The 18,436-nt window shown below is 66.8% G+C and carries 19 protein-coding genes; 5 read left to right on the forward strand and 14 right to left on the reverse strand.

Features of this window, described 5'->3' with window-relative positions:
• Positions 1–1,379, reverse strand: a 1,379-nt coding sequence (xylB, locus tag ACIPIA_RS01015) for a xylulokinase (RefSeq protein WP_400505811.1), incomplete at its 3' end; no start/stop codon positions are given.
• A 31-nt stretch (positions 1,380–1,410) separates the two neighbouring features.
• The gene (locus ACIPIA_RS01020) at positions 1,411–2,451 is read right to left on the reverse strand and encodes a zinc-dependent alcohol dehydrogenase (RefSeq protein ID WP_400505813.1); all 1,041 of its coding nucleotides are present in this window, start codon (positions 2,449–2,451) and stop codon (positions 1,411–1,413) included.
• A gap of 188 nt (positions 2,452–2,639) precedes the next feature.
• On the opposite strand from ACIPIA_RS01020, the gene ACIPIA_RS01025 reads away from it, so the two are divergent.
• Positions 2,640–3,590, forward strand: coding sequence for a sugar-binding transcriptional regulator (locus ACIPIA_RS01025; protein ID WP_400505815.1), 951 nt, complete (start codon positions 2,640–2,642; stop codon positions 3,588–3,590).
• A 10-nt stretch (positions 3,591–3,600) separates the two neighbouring features.
• On the opposite strand, the gene ACIPIA_RS01030 is transcribed toward ACIPIA_RS01025, so the two are convergent.
• From ACIPIA_RS01030 to ACIPIA_RS01085, 12 genes are all read right to left on the reverse strand, one after another.
• The gene (locus ACIPIA_RS01030; RefSeq protein WP_400505817.1) at positions 3,601–4,392 is read right to left on the reverse strand and encodes an inositol monophosphatase family protein; all 792 of its coding nucleotides are present in this window, start codon (positions 4,390–4,392) and stop codon (positions 3,601–3,603) included.
• The gene (locus ACIPIA_RS01035) at positions 4,389–5,231 is read right to left on the reverse strand and encodes a phosphodiesterase (RefSeq protein ID WP_400505819.1); all 843 of its coding nucleotides are present in this window, start codon (positions 5,229–5,231) and stop codon (positions 4,389–4,391) included. The genes ACIPIA_RS01030 and ACIPIA_RS01035 overlap by 4 nt, the downstream gene beginning before the upstream one ends.
• 83 nt (positions 5,232–5,314) lie before the next feature.
• Positions 5,315–6,586, reverse strand: a complete 1,272-nt coding sequence (locus tag ACIPIA_RS01040; protein ID WP_400505820.1) for an extracellular solute-binding protein — start codon at positions 6,584–6,586, stop codon at positions 5,315–5,317.
• A gap of 91 nt (positions 6,587–6,677) precedes the next feature.
• Positions 6,678–7,502, reverse strand: a complete 825-nt coding sequence (locus ACIPIA_RS01045) for a carbohydrate ABC transporter permease (protein ID WP_400505842.1) — start codon at positions 7,500–7,502, stop codon at positions 6,678–6,680.
• A 47-nt stretch (positions 7,503–7,549) separates the two neighbouring features.
• Positions 7,550–8,473 carry a carbohydrate ABC transporter permease gene (locus tag ACIPIA_RS01050; protein WP_400505822.1) on the reverse strand — a complete coding sequence of 308 codons (924 nt, stop codon included), beginning with the start codon at positions 8,471–8,473 and terminating at the stop codon, positions 7,550–7,552.
• A gap of 2 nt (positions 8,474–8,475) precedes the next feature.
• Positions 8,476–9,657, reverse strand: a complete 1,182-nt coding sequence (locus ACIPIA_RS01055; protein WP_400505824.1) for an ABC transporter ATP-binding protein — start codon at positions 9,655–9,657, stop codon at positions 8,476–8,478.
• A gap of 80 nt (positions 9,658–9,737) precedes the next feature.
• Complete coding sequence (locus ACIPIA_RS01060) at positions 9,738–10,559, reverse strand: metallophosphoesterase family protein (RefSeq protein WP_400505826.1); 822 nt, start codon at positions 10,557–10,559, stop codon at positions 9,738–9,740.
• A gap of 158 nt (positions 10,560–10,717) precedes the next feature.
• Positions 10,718–11,053: a hypothetical protein gene (locus ACIPIA_RS01065; RefSeq protein WP_400505828.1), complete on the reverse strand. Its 336-nt coding sequence runs from the start codon at positions 11,051–11,053 to the stop codon at positions 10,718–10,720.
• Complete coding sequence (locus ACIPIA_RS01070) at positions 11,053–11,937, reverse strand: DUF6772 family protein (protein ID WP_400505830.1); 885 nt, start codon at positions 11,935–11,937, stop codon at positions 11,053–11,055. Before ACIPIA_RS01070 ends, ACIPIA_RS01065 begins: the two co-directional genes overlap by 1 nt.
• A gap of 4 nt (positions 11,938–11,941) precedes the next feature.
• Positions 11,942–12,784, reverse strand: a complete 843-nt coding sequence (locus ACIPIA_RS01075; RefSeq protein WP_400505832.1) for a carbohydrate ABC transporter permease — start codon at positions 12,782–12,784, stop codon at positions 11,942–11,944.
• Positions 12,777–13,649 carry a carbohydrate ABC transporter permease gene (locus ACIPIA_RS01080; RefSeq protein WP_400505833.1) on the reverse strand — a complete coding sequence of 291 codons (873 nt, stop codon included), beginning with the start codon at positions 13,647–13,649 and terminating at the stop codon, positions 12,777–12,779. The genes ACIPIA_RS01075 and ACIPIA_RS01080 overlap by 8 nt, the downstream gene beginning before the upstream one ends.
• Complete coding sequence (locus tag ACIPIA_RS01085; protein WP_400505834.1) at positions 13,649–14,773, reverse strand: mandelate racemase/muconate lactonizing enzyme family protein; 1,125 nt, start codon at positions 14,771–14,773, stop codon at positions 13,649–13,651. Before ACIPIA_RS01085 ends, ACIPIA_RS01080 begins: the two co-directional genes overlap by 1 nt.
• A gap of 110 nt (positions 14,774–14,883) precedes the next feature.
• On the opposite strand from ACIPIA_RS01085, the gene ACIPIA_RS01090 reads away from it, so the two are divergent.
• The 4 genes from ACIPIA_RS01090 to ACIPIA_RS01105 form a co-directional block, all read left to right on the forward strand.
• Positions 14,884–15,675, forward strand: a complete 792-nt coding sequence (locus tag ACIPIA_RS01090) for a FadR/GntR family transcriptional regulator (RefSeq protein WP_400505836.1) — start codon at positions 14,884–14,886, stop codon at positions 15,673–15,675.
• A complete protein-coding gene (locus ACIPIA_RS01095) occupies positions 15,647–16,942 on the forward strand; it encodes an ABC transporter substrate-binding protein (protein ID WP_400505838.1) in 1,296 nt (431 codons plus the stop codon). The genes ACIPIA_RS01090 and ACIPIA_RS01095 overlap by 29 nt, the downstream gene beginning before the upstream one ends.
• 60 nt (positions 16,943–17,002) lie before the next feature.
• Positions 17,003–18,292, forward strand: a complete 1,290-nt coding sequence (locus ACIPIA_RS01100) for an ABC transporter substrate-binding protein (RefSeq protein ID WP_400505840.1) — start codon at positions 17,003–17,005, stop codon at positions 18,290–18,292.
• A partial coding sequence (locus ACIPIA_RS01105; RefSeq protein ID WP_400505844.1) for an SDR family NAD(P)-dependent oxidoreductase occupies positions 18,292–18,436 on the forward strand: 145 nt, incomplete at its 3' end. The genes ACIPIA_RS01100 and ACIPIA_RS01105, both read left to right, overlap by 1 nt.

Genomic DNA, 18,436 nt, shown 5'->3' on the forward strand with positions numbered 1-18,436 from the left:
GGCAGGGCGATATCGGCTTCGCCCGATGGCGGTGTGCAGACCGCATCGGGGTCTTCGCCGGTGCAGGCCAGGCGGGCGAGGCGCGCGGCACCGAAGGCGGCGCCGGCCTCGGCCTGACGATGGCGCGTCAGCGGCATGTCCAGGACATCGGCGAGGATCGACAGCCAGGCATCCGAACGCGCGCCGCCGCCGATGACCGTGGCCTTGTCGATCGGCGCGGCGTCCACCTCCAGCGCCTCCTTGCCGTCCCTGAAGGCGAAGGCGACGCCTTCCAGCACGGCCTGGGTCATCGCCGGGCGATCGGCCTCGTGGCCGAGGCCGGCAAAGCCGCCACGCATCAGCGGATCGTTGTAAGGCGTGCGCTCACCGGAGAGATAGGGCGTGAAGAGGACCGGCGAGGGCTGCCTTGCCTGCTGGCCGAGTTCCCCCAGCAAGCTGGCTTCGGACTGCCCGCTGATCGAGGCCCACCAGCTCAGGCTCGCTGCTGCCGAGAGATGGACCGACATCTGATGCCAGCGCCTCGGCAGGGCATGGCAGAACGCATGAACGGCGCTGGCGGGGCGTGGCTGGAAGCCCGCGGTGGTCCGCCAAAGGACCCCCGATGTGCCCAGCGACAGGAAGCAGCTGCCCGGCGCGACCGCCCCCAGCCCGATCGCGCCGGCGGCGTTGTCTCCCGCGCCGCCGGCGAAGAGCGGCGGCGCGTGGAAGCCGAGCTCGCGACTGAGTTCAGGGCGCATGTGGCAGGTGGGCTGCGAGCCCTCGACAAGCGCGGGCATGTGGCTGCGATCGAGACCTGTCGCAGCCAGCATCCGGCCGGACCAGTCGCGACTCCCGGTATCCAGCCAGAGCGTGCCGGACGCATCGGACATGTCCTCGATCGCTTCACCCGTCAGGAAGAGGCGCAGATAGGCCTTCGGCAGGAGGACCTTGCGCGTGCGCCGGAAGATCTCGGGCTCGTGCGTACGCACCCAGAGGAGCTTGGGCGCGGTGAAGCCGGGCATGGCGATATTGCCGGTGACGGCGCGGGAATCGGGCTCGCGCGACTCGATCTCGGCGCATTCAGCCGCGGCGCGTCCGTCGTTCCAGAGGATGCAGGGGCGCAAGGGGCGATCCCGCTCGTCGAGCAGAACGGCGCCATGCATCTGGCCGGAGAGGCCTATGCCCGCGCAGCGACGGAAGGCCTCGGGTTCGGCCGCGTGCAGGCCGCGCAAGGCGTCCAGGGTGGCGGTAATCCAGTCGGCGGGGTCCTGCTCCGACCGGAGCGGGGCCGGGCGCGCGACGGCAAGCTCTCGTGTCGTCGTGGCGAGAACGCGCTCCTGGTCGTCGACCAGTACGGCCTTGGCGGACGAGGTTCCGAGATCGATGCCGATGAAAGTCACATCAGGGCCCGTGGTTCATCCGAGCATGATCTCAGCGATGGTCGCGGGGCAGCCCGCCCGGATAGATCATGCTCTTCACCATGCCAGCCTCATTTGCGGCATGGCGACGGAAGGCGGCCGGCCCCTCGGCAAGCGGGAAGCGGTGGCTGACCACGGCCTCGACATCGACCTTGCCAAGCGCCACCAGCTCGATAGCGCGCGGATAGACATGGCCCATGCGGCGCGAGAACTTGATGTTGAGCCCGCGCCTGCGGGCTTCCGCAGCGGGGATCACATAGCTGTCGCCGTCGGGAATGCCGACCAGCACGACGCGGCCACCGATGCGGGCCGCGCGGATGGCGTCGCGGAATCCCTCGGGCGCATTGGTCGCCTCGATCACCAGCGGCAGGCCCTCGCCCTTCGTCCATTCGGCGATATCGTCGACGCTGGTCCCGGCCTTGCTCGCGCCGAGCTTGAGCGCGAGTTCGCGGCGATGCGGCTGCGGATCGCAAGCGAGGATCTCGCCGACCCCGGCGGTCCGCAGCACCTGGAGAATCAACAGGCCGATCGGGCCGCAGCCGATCAGCGCCACCCGTTCGAGCAGGCGGGGTCTCGCCAGGTCCACCGCGTGGATCGCGACGCCGAGTGGCTCGAGCATCACCGCCTCGCTGGGTGAGAAGCTCTCCGGCACCGGCACGATCTGCGATTTCGGCACCCAGATCCGTTCCGTCATGGCCCCGTCATGTGGGGGAGCCCCGATGAAGACGACTTCGGGACAGAGGTTTGGATGCCCGCTCCGGCAATGCTCGCAATGGCCGCAGGCCTGGTTGGGGTCGACGGCGACGAGGGCGCCGCGCGTGAGGCCGATTTCCGGCAGATCCTCCGTCAGCCAGCCGCTGAATTCATGGCCGGGAACGAACGGCGCCGCGATCACGGCCGAGCCGATGCCGCCATCCTTGTAGTAGTGCAGGTCGCTGCCGCAGAGGCCGACCGCGGCGACATCGAGCAGGGTTTCGCCGCTCGCTCCTTCGCGTAGATTGAACGGCGCGACGCGGGCATCGCCTGCGGCGTGGAGGAAGACGGCATGGGACATGGAGGGTCGCCACTCGATATGTGAAAGATCTTATGCAAATGTATTTTGTGATTTACATTGGTTTGCGTCAAGCATGATGCTGCTCGGCTCCTCGCGTTCCTGGGGCCTGTGAAAGCGAAGCAGGCCACGTTCGACGACAGAGCCGACCGCCGCCGCCTGGGCGGCTTTCATCGCATCAGGATATCGACATGCCGGAGGAACCGCAGACGCAAGTTCGAGCTGCCTGGCTCTATTACATGGAAGGGCTCACCCAGGCGGAGATCGCGGACCGGCTGAAGATGACGCGATTGCGCGTCAACCGGCTCCTGGTCGAGGCGCGCAGCAGCGGGCTGGTCAACATCACCATCAACTCCCGGCTGGAGAGCTGTGTCCGGCTCGAGCGTGCGCTGGTCGCGAAGTTCGGCCTGAAGGACGCGATCGTCGTCCCCAGCCCCGCCGATCCCGACCAGATCGCGGTCCAGGTCGGCAAGGCCGCCGGCGATTTCGTGTCGCGGGTCGTCGAGGAGAAGCCCTCGGGAGTCTTCGGAGTGGGCTGGGGCGGCACGCTCAGGGAGACCATTCGGCATGTCCGCGCCGGACAATATCGCGACCTCTCGGTCACCTCGATGATGGGCGGGCTGACCTATGGCATCGAGATCAATACCTTCGAGATCGCCAGCCACTTCGCGCGGCTCTGGCAGGCTGAATGCCATTATCTGGCGGCGCCGATCTATGCCGGGGCTCCGCAGTCGCGCGACACCATCCTGGAGCAGGACGTGTTCGAGGCCGCCTTTGCCCGGATCAGGGCGACGGACGTCGCGATCCTCAGCGCCGGCGATCTGAGCGAACGCTCGCTGCTGGTTCGATACGGACTGCCGGGGGACGTGCGCGTCACGGAGCTGGCGGAGGCGGGAGCGGTCGGCGACATGCTCGGCCAGTTCATCGACCGCAGTGGCCGGGCCATCGCGCATCCGATCAACCGGCGCGCCATCGCCCTGCCGCTCGAGGCTCTGAGACGGATACCGACCGTGATCCTCGCCTCCGGCGGGGTCAACAAGGCGGAGGTCATCGCGGCCACCCTGCGTGGGAATCTGGCCTCGGTGCTGATCACGGACGAAGACGCGGCGGCCGCGGTGCTGGAGAGCCCGGCGCCCGCCTGACAGCAGTGTCTCAGGCGCCGCGGATCGCCTGCAACAGTTCGTCGTGGATCATGCCGTTGCTAACGACCTTTTCCAGGTCTTCGTCGCGCGATTCCCGGCCGCCGACAGTCGTTACCTTGCCGCCGGCGGCCCGCACCAGCGGCATCGCAGCGGCATGCGAGACGATATCGGCCTTGAGGCCGATGAAGGCGTCGAGCCGGCCGGCCGCCACGAGCGACATCTCCAGCCCGCCGGAGACGATGATCCGCACGCCCCGGCACAGGCCGGCGAGACGGCGGATGACGTCGCTTGTCCGGTTCGCCTCCTCGGCGGTGTAATGCGACGTGAGGCAGATCGAGACGATGGCGTCGCTCAGGCGCGACGTGGCCGAGGTGTGCGCCGCCTGTCCGTCGACCGTCGCAATGCCGCCTTCGGCAAAGCATGCGGTGAGTCCGGCGAGCGGCGCATGGGTCAGGCCGAGCACGGTGCGGCCCTGCTCCTGATAGGCCATGGTGACCGAGAACCAGGGCAGGCCGCCGGCATAATTTACCGTTCCGTCCAGCGGATCGATGACCCAGCGGGGTGCCTGCTCCGAGCCCGAGAAGCCGGCCTCCTCCGACAGGATGGCGGCATCGGGCGTCAAGGCGCGAAGGCCCTCGATGACGAGGCGCTCGGAGGCCAGGTCTGCCGCCGTGACCACGTCGTTCAGCTCCTTGCGGGTGACGTCGAGCTCGGCTCCCTGCATCCGGACGAGCACCTCGCCGGCCCGGCGGGCGAGAGCGTCGGCCCGGCCGAGCAGGGCGAGAAGGCGAGGCTCGGTCATTGTGCAGGCACCGTATTCGGCTTTCCGGGATAGGCGGGGTCGAGCACGAAGTCCCGGCGTGGACCATAGTCGCCGATCGGCTGGAGATGGCTGACGAGGCCGAGACCGGGCTTCCACACATGGAGTGCCAGCGCCGGGGGCTCCATCACGAACCTGTTCTCCGTGCCTGGCCTGAGATCGAGCGCGACCTGATGGGCCGTGCCCGGCGCGACATAGCCGACGGTCCCGGCGAAACGCAGCTGGATCGGCCGGTGGTAATGGCCGCAGAGCACGCGCTCGATCTCGGGATGATCGGCGATCAGGCCAGCGAAGCCCCGCGAGACGCGGCAGGGCATCACATCCATGCCGTCGACGCCGACGGGGAAGGGCGGGTGATGCATGAAGATGACCGTCGGCCTGCCCTGTCCCCGGGCGAGCTGGTCGGCGAGCCAGGCCTCGCGCGCAGGACAGATTTCGCCCCCATCCTCGCCGGCTACGACCGTGTCGAGCCCGATCAGCCGCACCGGAAAATCGTCGATCACGTAATGCAGGAAGCCCGCCTTCGGCAGGTAGGCGAAGTCTGGCCCCAGTTCCGCGGCGAAGGTATCGCGGCGGTCGTGGTTGCCGGGAATGACGTAGACCGGCATCGGCAAGCGCCGCAGTGCCGCGCGGACGATGCCGTATTCCTCCGGCAGGCCGCAATCGGAGAGGTCTCCGGTGACAAGTACGCAATCGGGCCGCGGTTCCAGCTTCAGGATCTCGTCCACGGCAAGTTCGATCGCCGGGTTGGTCTCGACGATGCCGTAGGCGGGGCGGCCATTGGGGCGGGCGTGGAAGTCGCTGAGCTGGGCGATGATCATCGCGGAACGTCCGATCGCGGGAAAAAAGGGACCGCCCGATCCTGGAAAGATCGGGCGGCTTGCGGGCGCCGAGGCGCGACCGCTCACTTCATCAGGGCTTCGGTCTCGGAGACGATGCGCTCGATGCCGGCCTTTGGCTGGACCTCGCCGCGCATCACGCCCGCGATGACCTCGCGCTGCTGGCGCCAGATGCGCACGGAATTGCCGCCCGGATAGCCTTCCCACGGCGCAGCGCGGGAGACCTGGCCGTTGATCGTGCGGAAATTGGCATTCTCCTTGTAGAACGGCCCGAGGAATGCGTCCTCGCCGGCGCGCAGATTGGTCGGCATGTAGCCGGCGGTCTCGACGACGATCTTCTGGGCTTCCGGTCCGGTCACGAACTTGATGAACTCCCAGGCCGCCTTCTGCTTGGCAGCATCCTTGGCGGTGATCAGCGCTGCATTGCCGCCGGTGGGCAGCTTGCCCTTGGCCTTGTCGTCGATGGGGAATAGCGCGGTCTTGAGCGTGAAGCGGTCGCCGATCAGGTCGGTGACCTGGCGCAGGCGAGCCGGGGTGTCGAAGAAGATGCCGATCTTGCCGGCGATGAACTGCTGCCGCGACTGGTCCCAGTCGATCAGCGGCATGCCGCCCTCGGTGACGAAGCTGCGCAGCGTCGCGAGCGTCTTCTCACCGGTCTCGCCGCCGAAGGCGACCTTCTTGCCGTCGGACGCGAGCATCGAATGGCCGCCCTGCAGGACCATGCCGCGCCAGAGCCAGTCATCCGGCCAGTCATGGATGTTGTAGGCCATGCCGGCAGTGTCGCCACTGCGGATCTTCTTTGCGAGCGCGACGATGTCGGCCCAGTTGTCGGGCATCTTCTCCGGGTCGCCACCGGCCTTCTTCACGAGCTCGGCGTTGAAATACATCAGCGGCGTCGAGGCGTTGAAGGCGAGGCCCGCCTGCTTGCCGCCGACCTGGCCGAGCGAGAGCAGGGCGTCGGAATAATTGGCCTTGCGCCAGGCTTCGGGCTCGCCCTTCAGCAGCGGGCCGAGGTCCACGACCTGCTTGCGCTTGTCGAGGGTTTCGACGAGCTCGGTCAGCAGGTGGAAGCCGGAATAGTAGACGTCCGGCAGCTGGTTGGTGACGGACTGGCGCAGCATCGCCTGATGGCCTTCGTCATAGCTGGCCGCCGGAGCCCGGAAATTGATCTTGATGTCCGGGTGCTTCTTCATGAATTCCGCGGCGATCGGCTCGTGGAACTTGGCGAAGGCGGGGAAGGCGTAGAGCACGTCGAGCGTGACTTGCTCGGCCCGGGCGGCAGTCGAGGCAACCAGGGTCATTGCTGCCGCGGCAAGGACTTTGCCGAGAGGTTTCATGCGTGATCTCCTTGGCATGGACAGCGTGGCTGTCGGGTTTGCGGTGCTTCAGGCCTGAACTCTTGCTGGGGTGGGCGGCGCGCGTGGCCGGCTACTTCACCCCGGTCATGGTGATGCCGTCGATGAACCGGCGCCGGGCGACGAGGAAGGCGATGACGAGCGGCGCGGTCAGGATCGTCGCGGCGGCCGTCAGCGCGCCGTAGTTCGATCCGGTCTCGGCATCGGCGAAGAACATCATCCCGAGCGGCGGCGGCGCGAGCTTGGCGTCGGAGATGACGATCAGCGGCCAGTACAGGTCGTTCCAGTGCGCCACGGCCGAAAAGACCGAGAAGGCGGCGATGGCCGGCCAGGCGCTGGGCGTCACGATGCGCCAGACGATCTCGAACTCGCTCATGCCGTCGAGCCGGGCGGCGTTGATGATGTCGTCGGGGAAGCTGCGGAAGAACTGGCGGAACAGGAAGATGGCGAAGACCGAGAGGAAGAACGGCACCATCATCGAGAAATAGGTGTTGAGCAGGCCGAGTTGGGCGAGCGCGATGTAGAGCGGCATCGCCGGCACCTGCACGGGGATGCAGAGGCCGAGCAGCACCAGCACGAAAAGCGCGTTGCGGCCGGGAAAGCTCAGCTTCGCCAGAGCGTAGGCGCAGGGTATGGCGACCAGCAGCTGCACCACGAGGATGCCGGCGCAGAGGATGACGCCGTTCAGCGCGAAGCGCAGCAGCGGCGCCTTCTCCATGGCGAACCCGTAATTCTGCAGGCCGTAGAACTGCTTCGGCCACAGCGAGATCTCGGCGCTGAAGATCTCGGCCGGCGGCTTGATCGACGTCACCAGCATCCAGATGAACGGCGCGAGCATGAAGATCGCGCCCGCTATCAGCACGGCATGGATCAGCACGAGCGAGAGGAAGCGACGCATCACCGAATGGACGGGCGCGGCGGCGGCGGGGAGCGCGAGATCGGCCATCAGTAGTGCACCTTCTTGTCGAGGGCGAAGGTCTGCACGGCCGAGAAGACGAGGATGAAGGCGAGGAAGATGAAGGTCAGCGCCGCGGCATAGCCGGTATGGAAGTACTGAAAGCCCTCGAGGTAGATGTTGTAGAGCAGGACCTCGGTGGAGCCGACCGGGCCGCCGCGCGTCATCACCGCCACCGTGTCGAAGATCTTGAAGGCGGTGATCATGGTGGTGACCAGCACGAACATCGTCGTCGGCCCGAGCAGCGGCCAGGTGATGGTCAGGAAGCGGTCGATCCCGCTCGAACAGCCGTCGATGTCGGCGGCTTCGTAGAGATCGCGCGGGATCGCGGTCAGCCCGGCGAGGAACAGGATCATGTTGAAGCCGATGAGCTGCCAGATGCCGATCACGGCCAGCGTCGCGAGCGCGGTCGAGGGTTCGCTGAGGAAGGCGATCGGCCCGACGCCGAGCCATTTCAGCAGGCCATTGACCGGGCCGAGCGAAGGATGGAGCAGGAACTGCCAGACCGTGGCCATCGCGATCAGTGTCGAAGTCACCGGCAGGAAGTAGATGACCTCGTAAAGCGACCGCGTCCGCTTGCGCCGGTGCACCAGCACCGCGATCAGGAGGGCGCCGAGCACGCCGCCGGGCACCACGATCGCGACATAGACCAGCGTGTTGACCAGCGAGCGCCGGATGGTCGCGTCGGCCAGCGCCTTCTGGAAGTTGGCGAGCCCGACCCAATCCATGTCGACCCCGCCGAACTCGTAATTCGTCAGGCTGAGCCAGAGCAGCACCGCCAGCGGCAGCAGGATCGTCAGCAGGAGCAGAATGAAGGCGGGCAGCGCGAAGCCCAGGCCGGTGAAGCGCTCGATCCAGAGCCTGCGGCGTGCAGCCGGAGCGAAGCCCGCGGAAGATGCGAGAGCGATCGTCATGCTCAGACTCTCAGCTGCACGACGGAGCCGGTCGCCATGCCATGCGCGCGCGGTTCGACGCGCTGGCCGTCCGACGCGAACACATGGGCTGCGGACTCGTCGAAGGCGAGCCTGACCTCGGTGGCCTCATCCACGCCGGCGGCTACGGCAGGTGTCGCGCGCATCGTCACGCTCACGGCGTCATGGCCGGCGTGGTCGAAATGCAGGATGTATTCCGAGCCGAGATTCTCCTTGCGCCGCAGCCGGGCGGAGAACGAGGCCCGCCCGCCGGCCTCGCCGGGGACGAGCGAAAGCGCCTCGGAGCGGATGCCGAGAGCCACCGCCTGTCCCTGCGCCAGCGGGACGGCAAGCGCCAGCGGCTGACCGAAGAGTTCGAGCCGGCCGCCGGCCATCACCGTCGCGGGCAGGAGATTGATGGTTGGGCTGCCGATGAACTGGGCGACCTTCAGGGAGGCCGGCTTCTCGTAGAGCTGCGATGGCGTGCCCAGCTGCAACACCGAGCCCGCATCCATCATCGCGACGCGGTCGGACATCGTCATGGCCTCGACCTGGTCGTGCGTGACGTAGATGAAGGTCGCGCCGAGGCGCTTGTGGAGCTCCGCCAGTTCGGTCCGCATATGGACGCGCAGCTTGGCGTCGAGATTGGACAGGGGCTCGTCCATCAGGAAGACGTCCGGGTTGCGAACCATGGCGCGGCCGAGCGCGACGCGCTGGCGCTGCCCGCCGGAGAGCTGGGCCGGCTTGCGGTCCAGCAGATGGGCGAGCTGGAGCTGGGCCGCCACTGCATCGACATCCGCGCCGATGCCGCGCATCACCGACCGGCGCTGCGCGGAGAGGAGGCGCAGCAGGGGCAGGCGCTGCCAGAGCTGCAGGCGCGACATCGTCAGCGGCAGGGCGATGTTCGCCCGCACGCTCATATGCGGGTAGAGCGCATAGGATTGGAACACCATCGCGACGCGCCGTTCATGCGGGCGCATGTGGTCGACGCCGCTGCCGCCGATCGCCACGCTGCCTGCGTCCTGATGCTCGAGCCCGGCGATGATCCGGATCAGCGTCGACTTCCCGCAGCCTGATGGCCCGACCAGCGTCAGGAATTCGCCGTCGGCGATGTCGAGATCGACGCCGCCGAGAACCTTCGTCTGCCCGAAGGATTTGGCGATCGATGTCAGTGCGACCTTGGCCATGTCATTCGCCTCTCTGCGGCCCTCAGGGCTCTTCGTGGGCGGTTCTCGCGAGACCGCCCGGAGGCGGCCGGATGGATGGATCAGGCTGCGCGAGGCGGATAGACCTCATGGATCACGTCATCGATCCAGAGCGTCTTCAGCGTGGGGATCTCGTGGATCTCGGCCGTGAAATCCCGGCCGTCGAAGAGATAGGAAACGGCGCCGAGCGTGCTCGTCCCGGCCATGCCCGGCTGCAGTTCGGGTCCGACGACGAAGCCGGAGGACGGCCCCCAGATGTAGCGGGTGCCGTCGACCGTGAAGTCGTGCGCGCGGTGCAAATGGCCACTGGCTATGAAGGCGACGTCGTGACGGCGCACGAGATCGAGCAGGTGCGCGCGTGGCCGCGGCGGCACGCTCCAGTAGCCCTTGTCGCCTTCATCCGGCGCATCGATGAAGAGCGGGCGGTGCAGGAACCAGCCGATGCGGCGCCCCTGCGCTTCGGAGAGCTGGCTGTCGAGCCAGGCGAGCTGGCGCCGTTCCTCGGCGTCGTCGCTGCCGAACAGCATCGAGTTGAGCCCGAGCAGCCGCCAGTCTTCGAGGTCGCGGACCCAGAAGTCATCGCCGATATGTTCGCGCCAGCGGGCAAGGCGGGCGTCATTCACCGGCTGGTGCGGATGATGGGCCTCGCCGACATCGTGATTGCCGGGGATGCTGAGCACGGCCACGCCCAATGTGTCGAGCAAGGTGCGGCAATGGCGCATGTCCTCGTCGACATCCGCACCGTCGACGGTGACGTCGCCGGTATGAACGACGAGGTCGGGACCGCGGGAGGCAAGCCATGTCGTCAGCGGCGCCCAATTGTCGACGAAATGCCGCTTGGTCGGGCTGAGATGGGTGTCGGAAATCTGGACGACCCGCTGCATGGCTTCCCTCCGGCGCACGCCGCCCTCGTGGGCGGCGGTCTGCCTCCGTCACATGCGGGGCAGCGGTTTTGCCCTGGACCATACAAATGAATGTTTTATGACACAATTGTATTTTTGAGCCTGCCGTCGCCCGTGCGGACTTCTCCGCCAGCCCTCGCTCAAGCCTTCAGGTGGAACGTCACGAGCACCGTGATTTCCGAGCCATTCGGCAGAGTTGCGGCGACGCGCAGGAAATTGCCGAAATGATTCAGCCGCTTGAAGGTGACGGCGTCCTTCGCCGCCGGCAGGTCGAACTCCGAGCCCTCGTCGCACCAGTGCATGCCGTCCGCCGAGATCTGAACGCGGGCCCGGGGCAACGGCCCTTTCGGCTCCTTCAGCGCGCGGACGAAGACGATCGCCTCCTTCGCCCAGCCGGCTTCGTAAGGTTCGGTCGCGCTGGTTCCGCTCCAGGTCTCGTTGCGGGCTACGACGGCGGTCAGGTTTTCGGGCAGCATCAGAAATCCCCCGACAGGCAGACGGAGTCGAGATAGGTGAAGGCGCGCTTGTCGGTGTCGGTCTCGGCGAAGAAGGCGAGGTTCAACATGCACCAGAGGTTCTTCATCGCGGGGATGCGGATGCAGTCGAAGCCATCCATTGCGAAGACGCGGTCGTTGACCTGAAAGCGCGTCGCCTGCATCGCGGCGAGGTCGAAATCGAAGCGCAGGTAGTGCCAGTTCACCTTGGTCGGGATCTCGTTGTAGCAGAGACGCTGCTCGCCGCCCGGCAGATCCTCCCAGTCGTCGGGCGAAAGGTGGTAATGCGTGATCGTCTTCCCGGCGGTACCGATGGGCTTGATCGGCGTCGTCCTGCGCTTGAACTGCCATTTCTGGATATGTTGCCCGTCCTGCGCATTGAGGAAGCGCAGATGCGGCATTACCCGGTCGCCCGGCCCCGACGTGTCGCCGATCTGTAGATCGTAGAGGAAGCCGAAGGAGCGGATATCGGTTTCCGAGAGCGCGAGCTCGGTCGCCTCCGGCTTGAAGGTGAAATAGGCCTCCAGGCGGATCGGCCCGGCCTTTCGGAAGGTCAGGCGCTTGATCGCGACGTTCTGCGCGCCCTTCTTCGGCCGCGTGGCGATCTTCAGCGCGTAGGAGCCGTCGACGCCGCCATGCGAGCCGAAATCCCAGTTCGGCAGGGTCGAGAGCATGGCGTGGCTGTGCTGGGCATAGCCTGGCAGCATCGCGTCCAGCGTATCCTCGTAATTGCCGACGAGCTGGGTCCAGCCGCACATGCCGCGATCGAAGTCGTCGAGGCAGATGATCCTCGGCAACGGGTCGAATCGGCTGAGTTGCGGATCGCTCTCGCGGATGGCGCGTCTGAAGTCGTCGAGCTGGGTCATGGTCCTACCCCTTGACCGCGCCGGCGGTGAGGCCCGCGACGAGGTGCTTCTGCATGAGGATGACGAAGGCGAGCACCGGCACGAGCTGCACGGTGGAAGCGGCGAAGAGCACGCCCCATTCGACGCCCTCGACGGCGCCGATCATCTCGGAGATCACCAGCGGCGCGGTCTTTGCCTTGGTCGTCGTGAAGATGAAGGCGAAGAGGAACTCGTTCCATGCATAGACGATGACGAAGACCGAGACGGCCAGCATGCCCTGAGCCGCCATCGGCAGGATGACGCGGGCGATGATCTGCATCTGCGAGGCGCCGTCGACCATCGCCGCTTCGTCCAGCTCGCGCGGGATCTGGTCGATGAAGGTGCGCATCACCACGGTGCCCAGCGAGACGAAGAAGGTCGCGTAGAGCAGGATCAGGATGAAATGCGTGTCGTTGAGCCCGAGCCAGTTCACCACCGGGAAGAGCGGCAGCGTGATCACAATCGGCGGGATCAGCCGGATGAAGATCAGGAAGAAGGCCGAGGCCTGCAGGCCGCGCGAGGCGAAGCGCGAATAGGCGAAGCCCGCCAGCAGCGAAACGCCGACGGCCAGAACGGTCGCACCGACGGTGACGAGGAAGCTGTTCCACAGGCCGAAGAAGAAGTCGCCCCAGCGGCTCCACAACGCCTGGTAGTTCGCCAGCGTCGGGGCGAAGGAGAAGGTCCCGGTGATCGAGAAGATGTCGCGATCGGCCTTGAAGGAGGACATGGCGATCAGGGCGATCGGCACCAGAGACCAGGCGACGACCGCGAGCACGCCGATCAGTTTCAGGAAATGGCGCAAAAGCTTGGGCAGAGAGAGCTTAGGCACGCGCGAACATCTCCCGGTAGAGCCGGCGCAGATAGAACAGCGCGAGCAGGAGGGAGGCGAGCACCAGCAGCCAGCCGGTGGCGGCGGCCGAGCCGAAGGCGTTGTAGCGAAAGGCCTCCAGATAGAGATAGACCGCCATCACCTCGGTCGAGCGCGCCGGCCCGCCGCCGGTCATCAGCCAGACCTCCGAGAACAGCCGGAAGGCGAAGATGTAGCGGAACAAGGCCGCGATCAGCAGCGCCGGCATCAGCAGCGGCAGGGTGACCCGGCGGAAGCTGGTCCAGCCGGAGGCGCCGTCGATCGAGGCGGCCTCGTAGAGATCGCTGGGGATCGAGAGCCGCGCGGCGTAGAGGATGATGAACGAGAAGGGCAGGTGCAGCCAGATCGAGAGCAGGCTGACCATGGCGAGGCCATGGCTCGGGTTCACCGCCCATTCGATCGGCGGCAGGCCGATCGTGGCGAGGAGGCGGCTCATCATGCCGACATCGGGCTCGAACAGGTAGCGCCACATCACCACCGCAGAGACCTCGCTGACCGCATAGGGGGCGAGCACGATGGCGAGCAGGAGAGGGCGGAACGGCACGCCGGACGCGAAGAACAGCGCCATGCCGAGCCCGATCAGCAATTCGACATGCACGACGATGGCAACGACGATGACGGTGTTGAGCAGCGCCTTCCAGAAATACGGATCGGCCAGCACCTTGGCGTAGTTGGCGAGGCCTACGAAGCTTGCCTGCTGGCCGAAGGAGGACTGGTTGAGGCTCAGCCAGAAGACATAGAGCGCCGGCAGGAAGATGATCCCGCCGATCATGAGCTGGACCGGCGAAACCAGGGCTATGGCCGAAAGAGGCGTGCGCGCAGTCATCAGGCGATCCTGAAGTGCTTCAGGGCTTCGCGATCGATCTCGATGCCCAGCCCCGGTCCCTGCGGGATCGCGAGCTTGCCGTCGACGAGTTGCGAGCCCTCGCCGACGAGCGGCCGCGTGAAGGCATCCCGCAGCGGGTTCTCGTAGACCATGCACTCGAAGGTGCGGAAGCTTTCTGCCGCCGCGGCGAGTTGCAGGCTGGCGGCGACGCAGATCGCGCCGGACCAGCCGACATGCGGGGCGTAGGCGGTGTTGAAGGTCGCGGCGAGTTCGGCGATGCGCCAGGTCTCGGTGATGCCGCCGGAGCGGGTGACGTCCGGCTGGAGCAAGCCGAGCGAACGATCCTGCAGCAGCGCCAGGGCCTCGCCCGCCACGAAGTCGCTCTCGCCGGCCGCGAGCCGGATCGGCAGGTGCTGGGCGAGGCGACGATAGCCTTCGCGATCATGCGGGGCGATCGGCTCCTCGAAGAAGCCGTAGCCGAGATCGGCGAGCGCGCGGCCGACGATGAGCGCGTCGTCGACGTCATAGGCCCAGTTCGCATCGACATAGAGGGCGATCTCGTCGCCGGCGAGCCGGCGCACGAGCCTGGCGCGGGCCACGGCATCACGCAGAGGGTGGCCGAGCTTGACCTTGATCTCGCGGAAGCCGGCCTTGAGCGCCGCCGCCACTTCTGCCTCGACCGTCGCATCGTCGAGCCAGTTGATCGAGGAGGCGTAGGCCGCAACCTCCTTGCGCCCCATGCCGCCGAGCAGGCGATGGATCGGCTGGTTCGCCTGCTTCCCTGCGATGTCCCAGAGCGCGATGTCGACCGCGGCGATCGCTTCGACGACCTGCCCACCGGGCCGGCCGGAGAGCGCCGCCCGCATCGCCTTCCACAATGCGCGCCGGTCGGCCGCGTCGCGCCCGATCAGGCGCGGAACAAGCGCCTCCTCGATGAAGCGTGCATAGCCGGCGGCGCCACGTCGGCACAGCCCCTCGCCGAAGCCGACAGTGCCGTCCTCGGTCTGGACCTCCACCACGACGATCTCGATCGCGGGATAGTCGCCCTGCGAGGTTCGCTGGACCTTGGGCAAGGTCGCGCGCAGCGGATGGACATCAACTTTGGCGATGCGGCTGGCCGGCATGCGGCATGGCCCTCCCGAGACGTGTCGCTGAACGACATCTACTTATCTGATAGGTTGCACAGTTGCCAAGGAAGGCGGCATCTGTCAATGATCGCCGCCGGAGGAATTTGATGAGCGACACCGCCCGTTCCGTGCTGGATGAGGATGACCTGTTCGCCGGCGGCGACGTCGTGCCGATGCGCCTCGGCGATGCCGTGATCCAGCGCCTGACGCAGGCGATTCACGACGGGCGGCTCAAGCCGGGCGATTCCCTCCCTTCGGAGGCCCGCATCGCGGCCTCCTTCGGTGTCAGCAAGCCGATCGCGCGCGAAGCCATCCGCCAGCTCGCGGCGATGGGCGTCGTCCATATCCAGCAGGGCAAGCCGACGCGGGTGCAGGCGCTCGACGCCGCGCCGCTCGACCGATTCTATCGCTTCGCGGTGCGCGGCCGCGCCAACGGCCTGACCGAGGCGGTGGAGCTGCGCCGCATCCTCGAGCCGCCTATCGCTGCCCACAGCGCCGAGCGTCGCTCGGCCGAGGATGTCGAGAAGCTCGATCTCATCCTTGCCCGGATGGAGGACGCGCTTGGCAATGTGCCACGCTGGATCGAGGCGGATCTCGATTTCCACGAGGCTGTCGCCGCCTCGTCGGGCAATCGCCTGCTCGATTTCCAGATCCGCGGCCTGCGGCCTGTCATCCGCGAGGTCATGGAGATCTTCAATTCGCGCGAGGCGAGGGGGCCGGACGACTGGCAGCGGACTTTCGACCGGCATGTCCGCGTCGTCGAGGCGATCCGTGCAGGCGATCCCGCCGCCGCGGCAGGCGCCATGAACAAGCATTTCGAAGCGGCTGAAGCCGCCATCGCGGAACTCGCGAACCACAGGGAGGATCACCATGAGCCAGAGGGCGACGCTCGATCGTAGGCAGTTCGGGGCCGGCATCCTGGGATTGAGCTTCGCCGGGCTCGGCGGGGCCGCGCGGGCGCAGGCCGGCCCGTTCAACGTGTTCACCCATCGCGTCATGCAGACGGTCGCGACCGGTGCTCAGGGCGGCGACATCACAAGGGACTGGGCACAGAAGAACGGCGTCACCGTCCAGTGGACGACCTTCGACACCGGCCCGCTGCAGGAGCGACTGTTCCGCGAGGCCAGCCTCGGCGAAACCTCGGTCGATGTCGGCTTCGTCGTCAACACGCAGGTCGTGCCGCGGGCCGCGACATTGTTCGAGCCGCTCGACGACTACCTGAAGAAGGACCCGGTCGAGGACGTCGCCGACATCTTCCCCGGCCTGATGGACGGCATGAAGGTCGGCGGCAGGCAACTCGCCATCCCGTTCCGACACGCCTCCTCCGGCCTGCACTACAACGAAGAAATCCTCGCCGAGAAGGGCTTTTCCAAGCCGCCGGCGACGATCGAGGAGATGATCGAGATCGCGAAGGCCTGCAGTTACCGCCGTTCTGATGGCACGCAGGTCGTCGGTCTCTGCACGCCGGGCGTGACCTATCCCAACGTGATCGACCTCGCCCGCGCCTGGGACGGCGAGTTCATCACGCCGGATTTCAAATGCGTGGCCGACCAGCCGCCGATGCTGAACGCGGTTCGCACGTTGCGCGAGCTCTTCCAGGCCAATGCCTTCCCGCGCAGCTTCGCGACGCTCTCGCCGGAGGACGTCAATGTCTGGATGCAGCAGGGCCGTGCCGCCATGAGCCTGCAGAGCATGGGCCGCAACCGCATCTACAACGATCCGCAAAAGTCGAAATTCCCCGGCAAGATCAAGACGATCGCCGTTCCGGCTTCGAAGACGCTTGCAGGCAGATACGCTGCAGCTCCGGCCAAGGTCGAGTTCTGGGGCATGGTCATTCCGAAGAATGCCAGGCGCAAGGACCTCGCCTGGAACTTCATCAAGGCAATGGCTTCGAAGGAGGCGACGCTGAAGGCCGCACTCAACGGAAACGGCCCGGTGCGGGCTTCGACCTATGCCGACCAGGGCTTCGCCGGCACGGTGCCCTACGCGGCCGAGGAACTGAAGGTGCTCAAGGTCGCACGCGTGCCGATGCCGGCCTTCGACGAGGCCGTCCGCGCCGGAGACTTCTTCAAGGAGGAGGCGGAGGCGGCCGTGCTCGGCATGAAGTCGCCGGAAGATGCAATGGCTTCGCTGGTCAAGCGCGTCCAGCCACTGCTGCCGGCTTGAACGATCCTGAAAGAGAGCGGCGCGGCAACAGCGCCGGCACAATATCCCGGAGGACAATCGATGACATCCAGCATCTCGCGCCGCCGGTTCGGCGCTCTTGCAGGCGCGGCCGCTGCCGCAGCGCTTTATCCGCGCAGCGTCTTCGCCCAGGCGAAGACGCTGACCGCGCTTGGCCACCGCGTTCACCAGACGGCCGCGACGACGGGCCCCGGCGGCGACGCGACCGAGGCCTTCCGCAAGGCTGCCGGAGCGGATGTCAGCTGGGTCACCTTCGGCGACGTCAATGCCGTGCATGAGCGGCTGCTGCGCGAAGCCTCGCTGTCGGAAACCTCGATCGACGTCGCCTATCTCGTCAACGGTCGCGCCGTGCCGCGCAATCTTCAGCTCTTCGAGCCGCTCGACGCCCTGATGAAACAGGCGCCGATCGAGGCCTTCGACGATTTCGCCCCCGGCCTGATCGCGCCCCTGAAGGTCGGCGACGCACTGCACGGCATCCCGGTGCGCCATGCGACGAACGCGCTGATCTACAACGAGGCCCTGCTCGAGGAGCGGGGCGTGACCAAGCTCCCGACGAGCTTCGAGGAGCTGACGGAGCTCGCCCGAAAGCTCACCTTCAAGCGCGAGGATGGCACGCAGGTCTACGGACTCGCCTTCACCGCCGTCTTCGCCTCCAATTTCCTGACGCTCGCCCGCTGTCTTGGCGGGGACTACATGACGAGTGACGGGAAGATCGTCGCGGCCGAGGCGCCGATGGTGAAGACGCTGACCTTGCTTGCCGATTTCTACAAGGCGGGCGTGCTGCCGCGGAATTTCGCGACGGTGAACAACGAGGAGATCACCACCTGGATGCAGCAGGGCCGGGCAGCGATGACGATCAATCCGTTTGCCCGCCTGGTCACCTATAACGATCCGTCCAAGGGGAAGTATGGCGGCCGCTTCAAGTCGCTGCTGCCGCCGATGGCGTCAGACCTTGCCGGCAAGGTCGCCTTCGCGCCGACGGTGGAATTCTGGTCGCTGATGATCCCGAAGAACGCGAAGCAGAAGCCGCTGAGCTGGGAGTTCATCCGCGCCCTGTCCTCGAAGGCCGGCACGACCGCGATGGCACTCAACGGCAACGGCCCGGCGCGGATCTCGACTTATGCCGACGAGAAGCTGAAGGCGGCGATGCCCTATGCCGCCGCCGAGGCTGCCGCCCTAAAGGCCTCGCGTATCCATCTGCCGGCCTTCGACGAGCAGGCGCGCGCCCACGACATCTTCATCGAGGAAACGCAGGCCGCCGTGCTCGGCCGCAAGCCGGCGCAGCAGGCGATGGACGATGCGACCGCACGCGTGAAGCCGCTGCTCGGCTGATGGCGGGGGCACTTTCGGGCCGCGTCGCCCTCGTCACCGGCGCGGCGCGCGGCATCGGGCTGGCGATCGCGACGCGCCTCGCCGAGGCCGGAGTGCACGCGGTCATCCATGATCGGGACGCAGTGGCGGCAGCCCTGGCGGTGG

This window comes from Allobosea sp. CER48, assembly GCF_044752385.1.
Classification (GTDB): domain Bacteria; phylum Pseudomonadota; class Alphaproteobacteria; order Rhizobiales; family Beijerinckiaceae; genus Allobosea.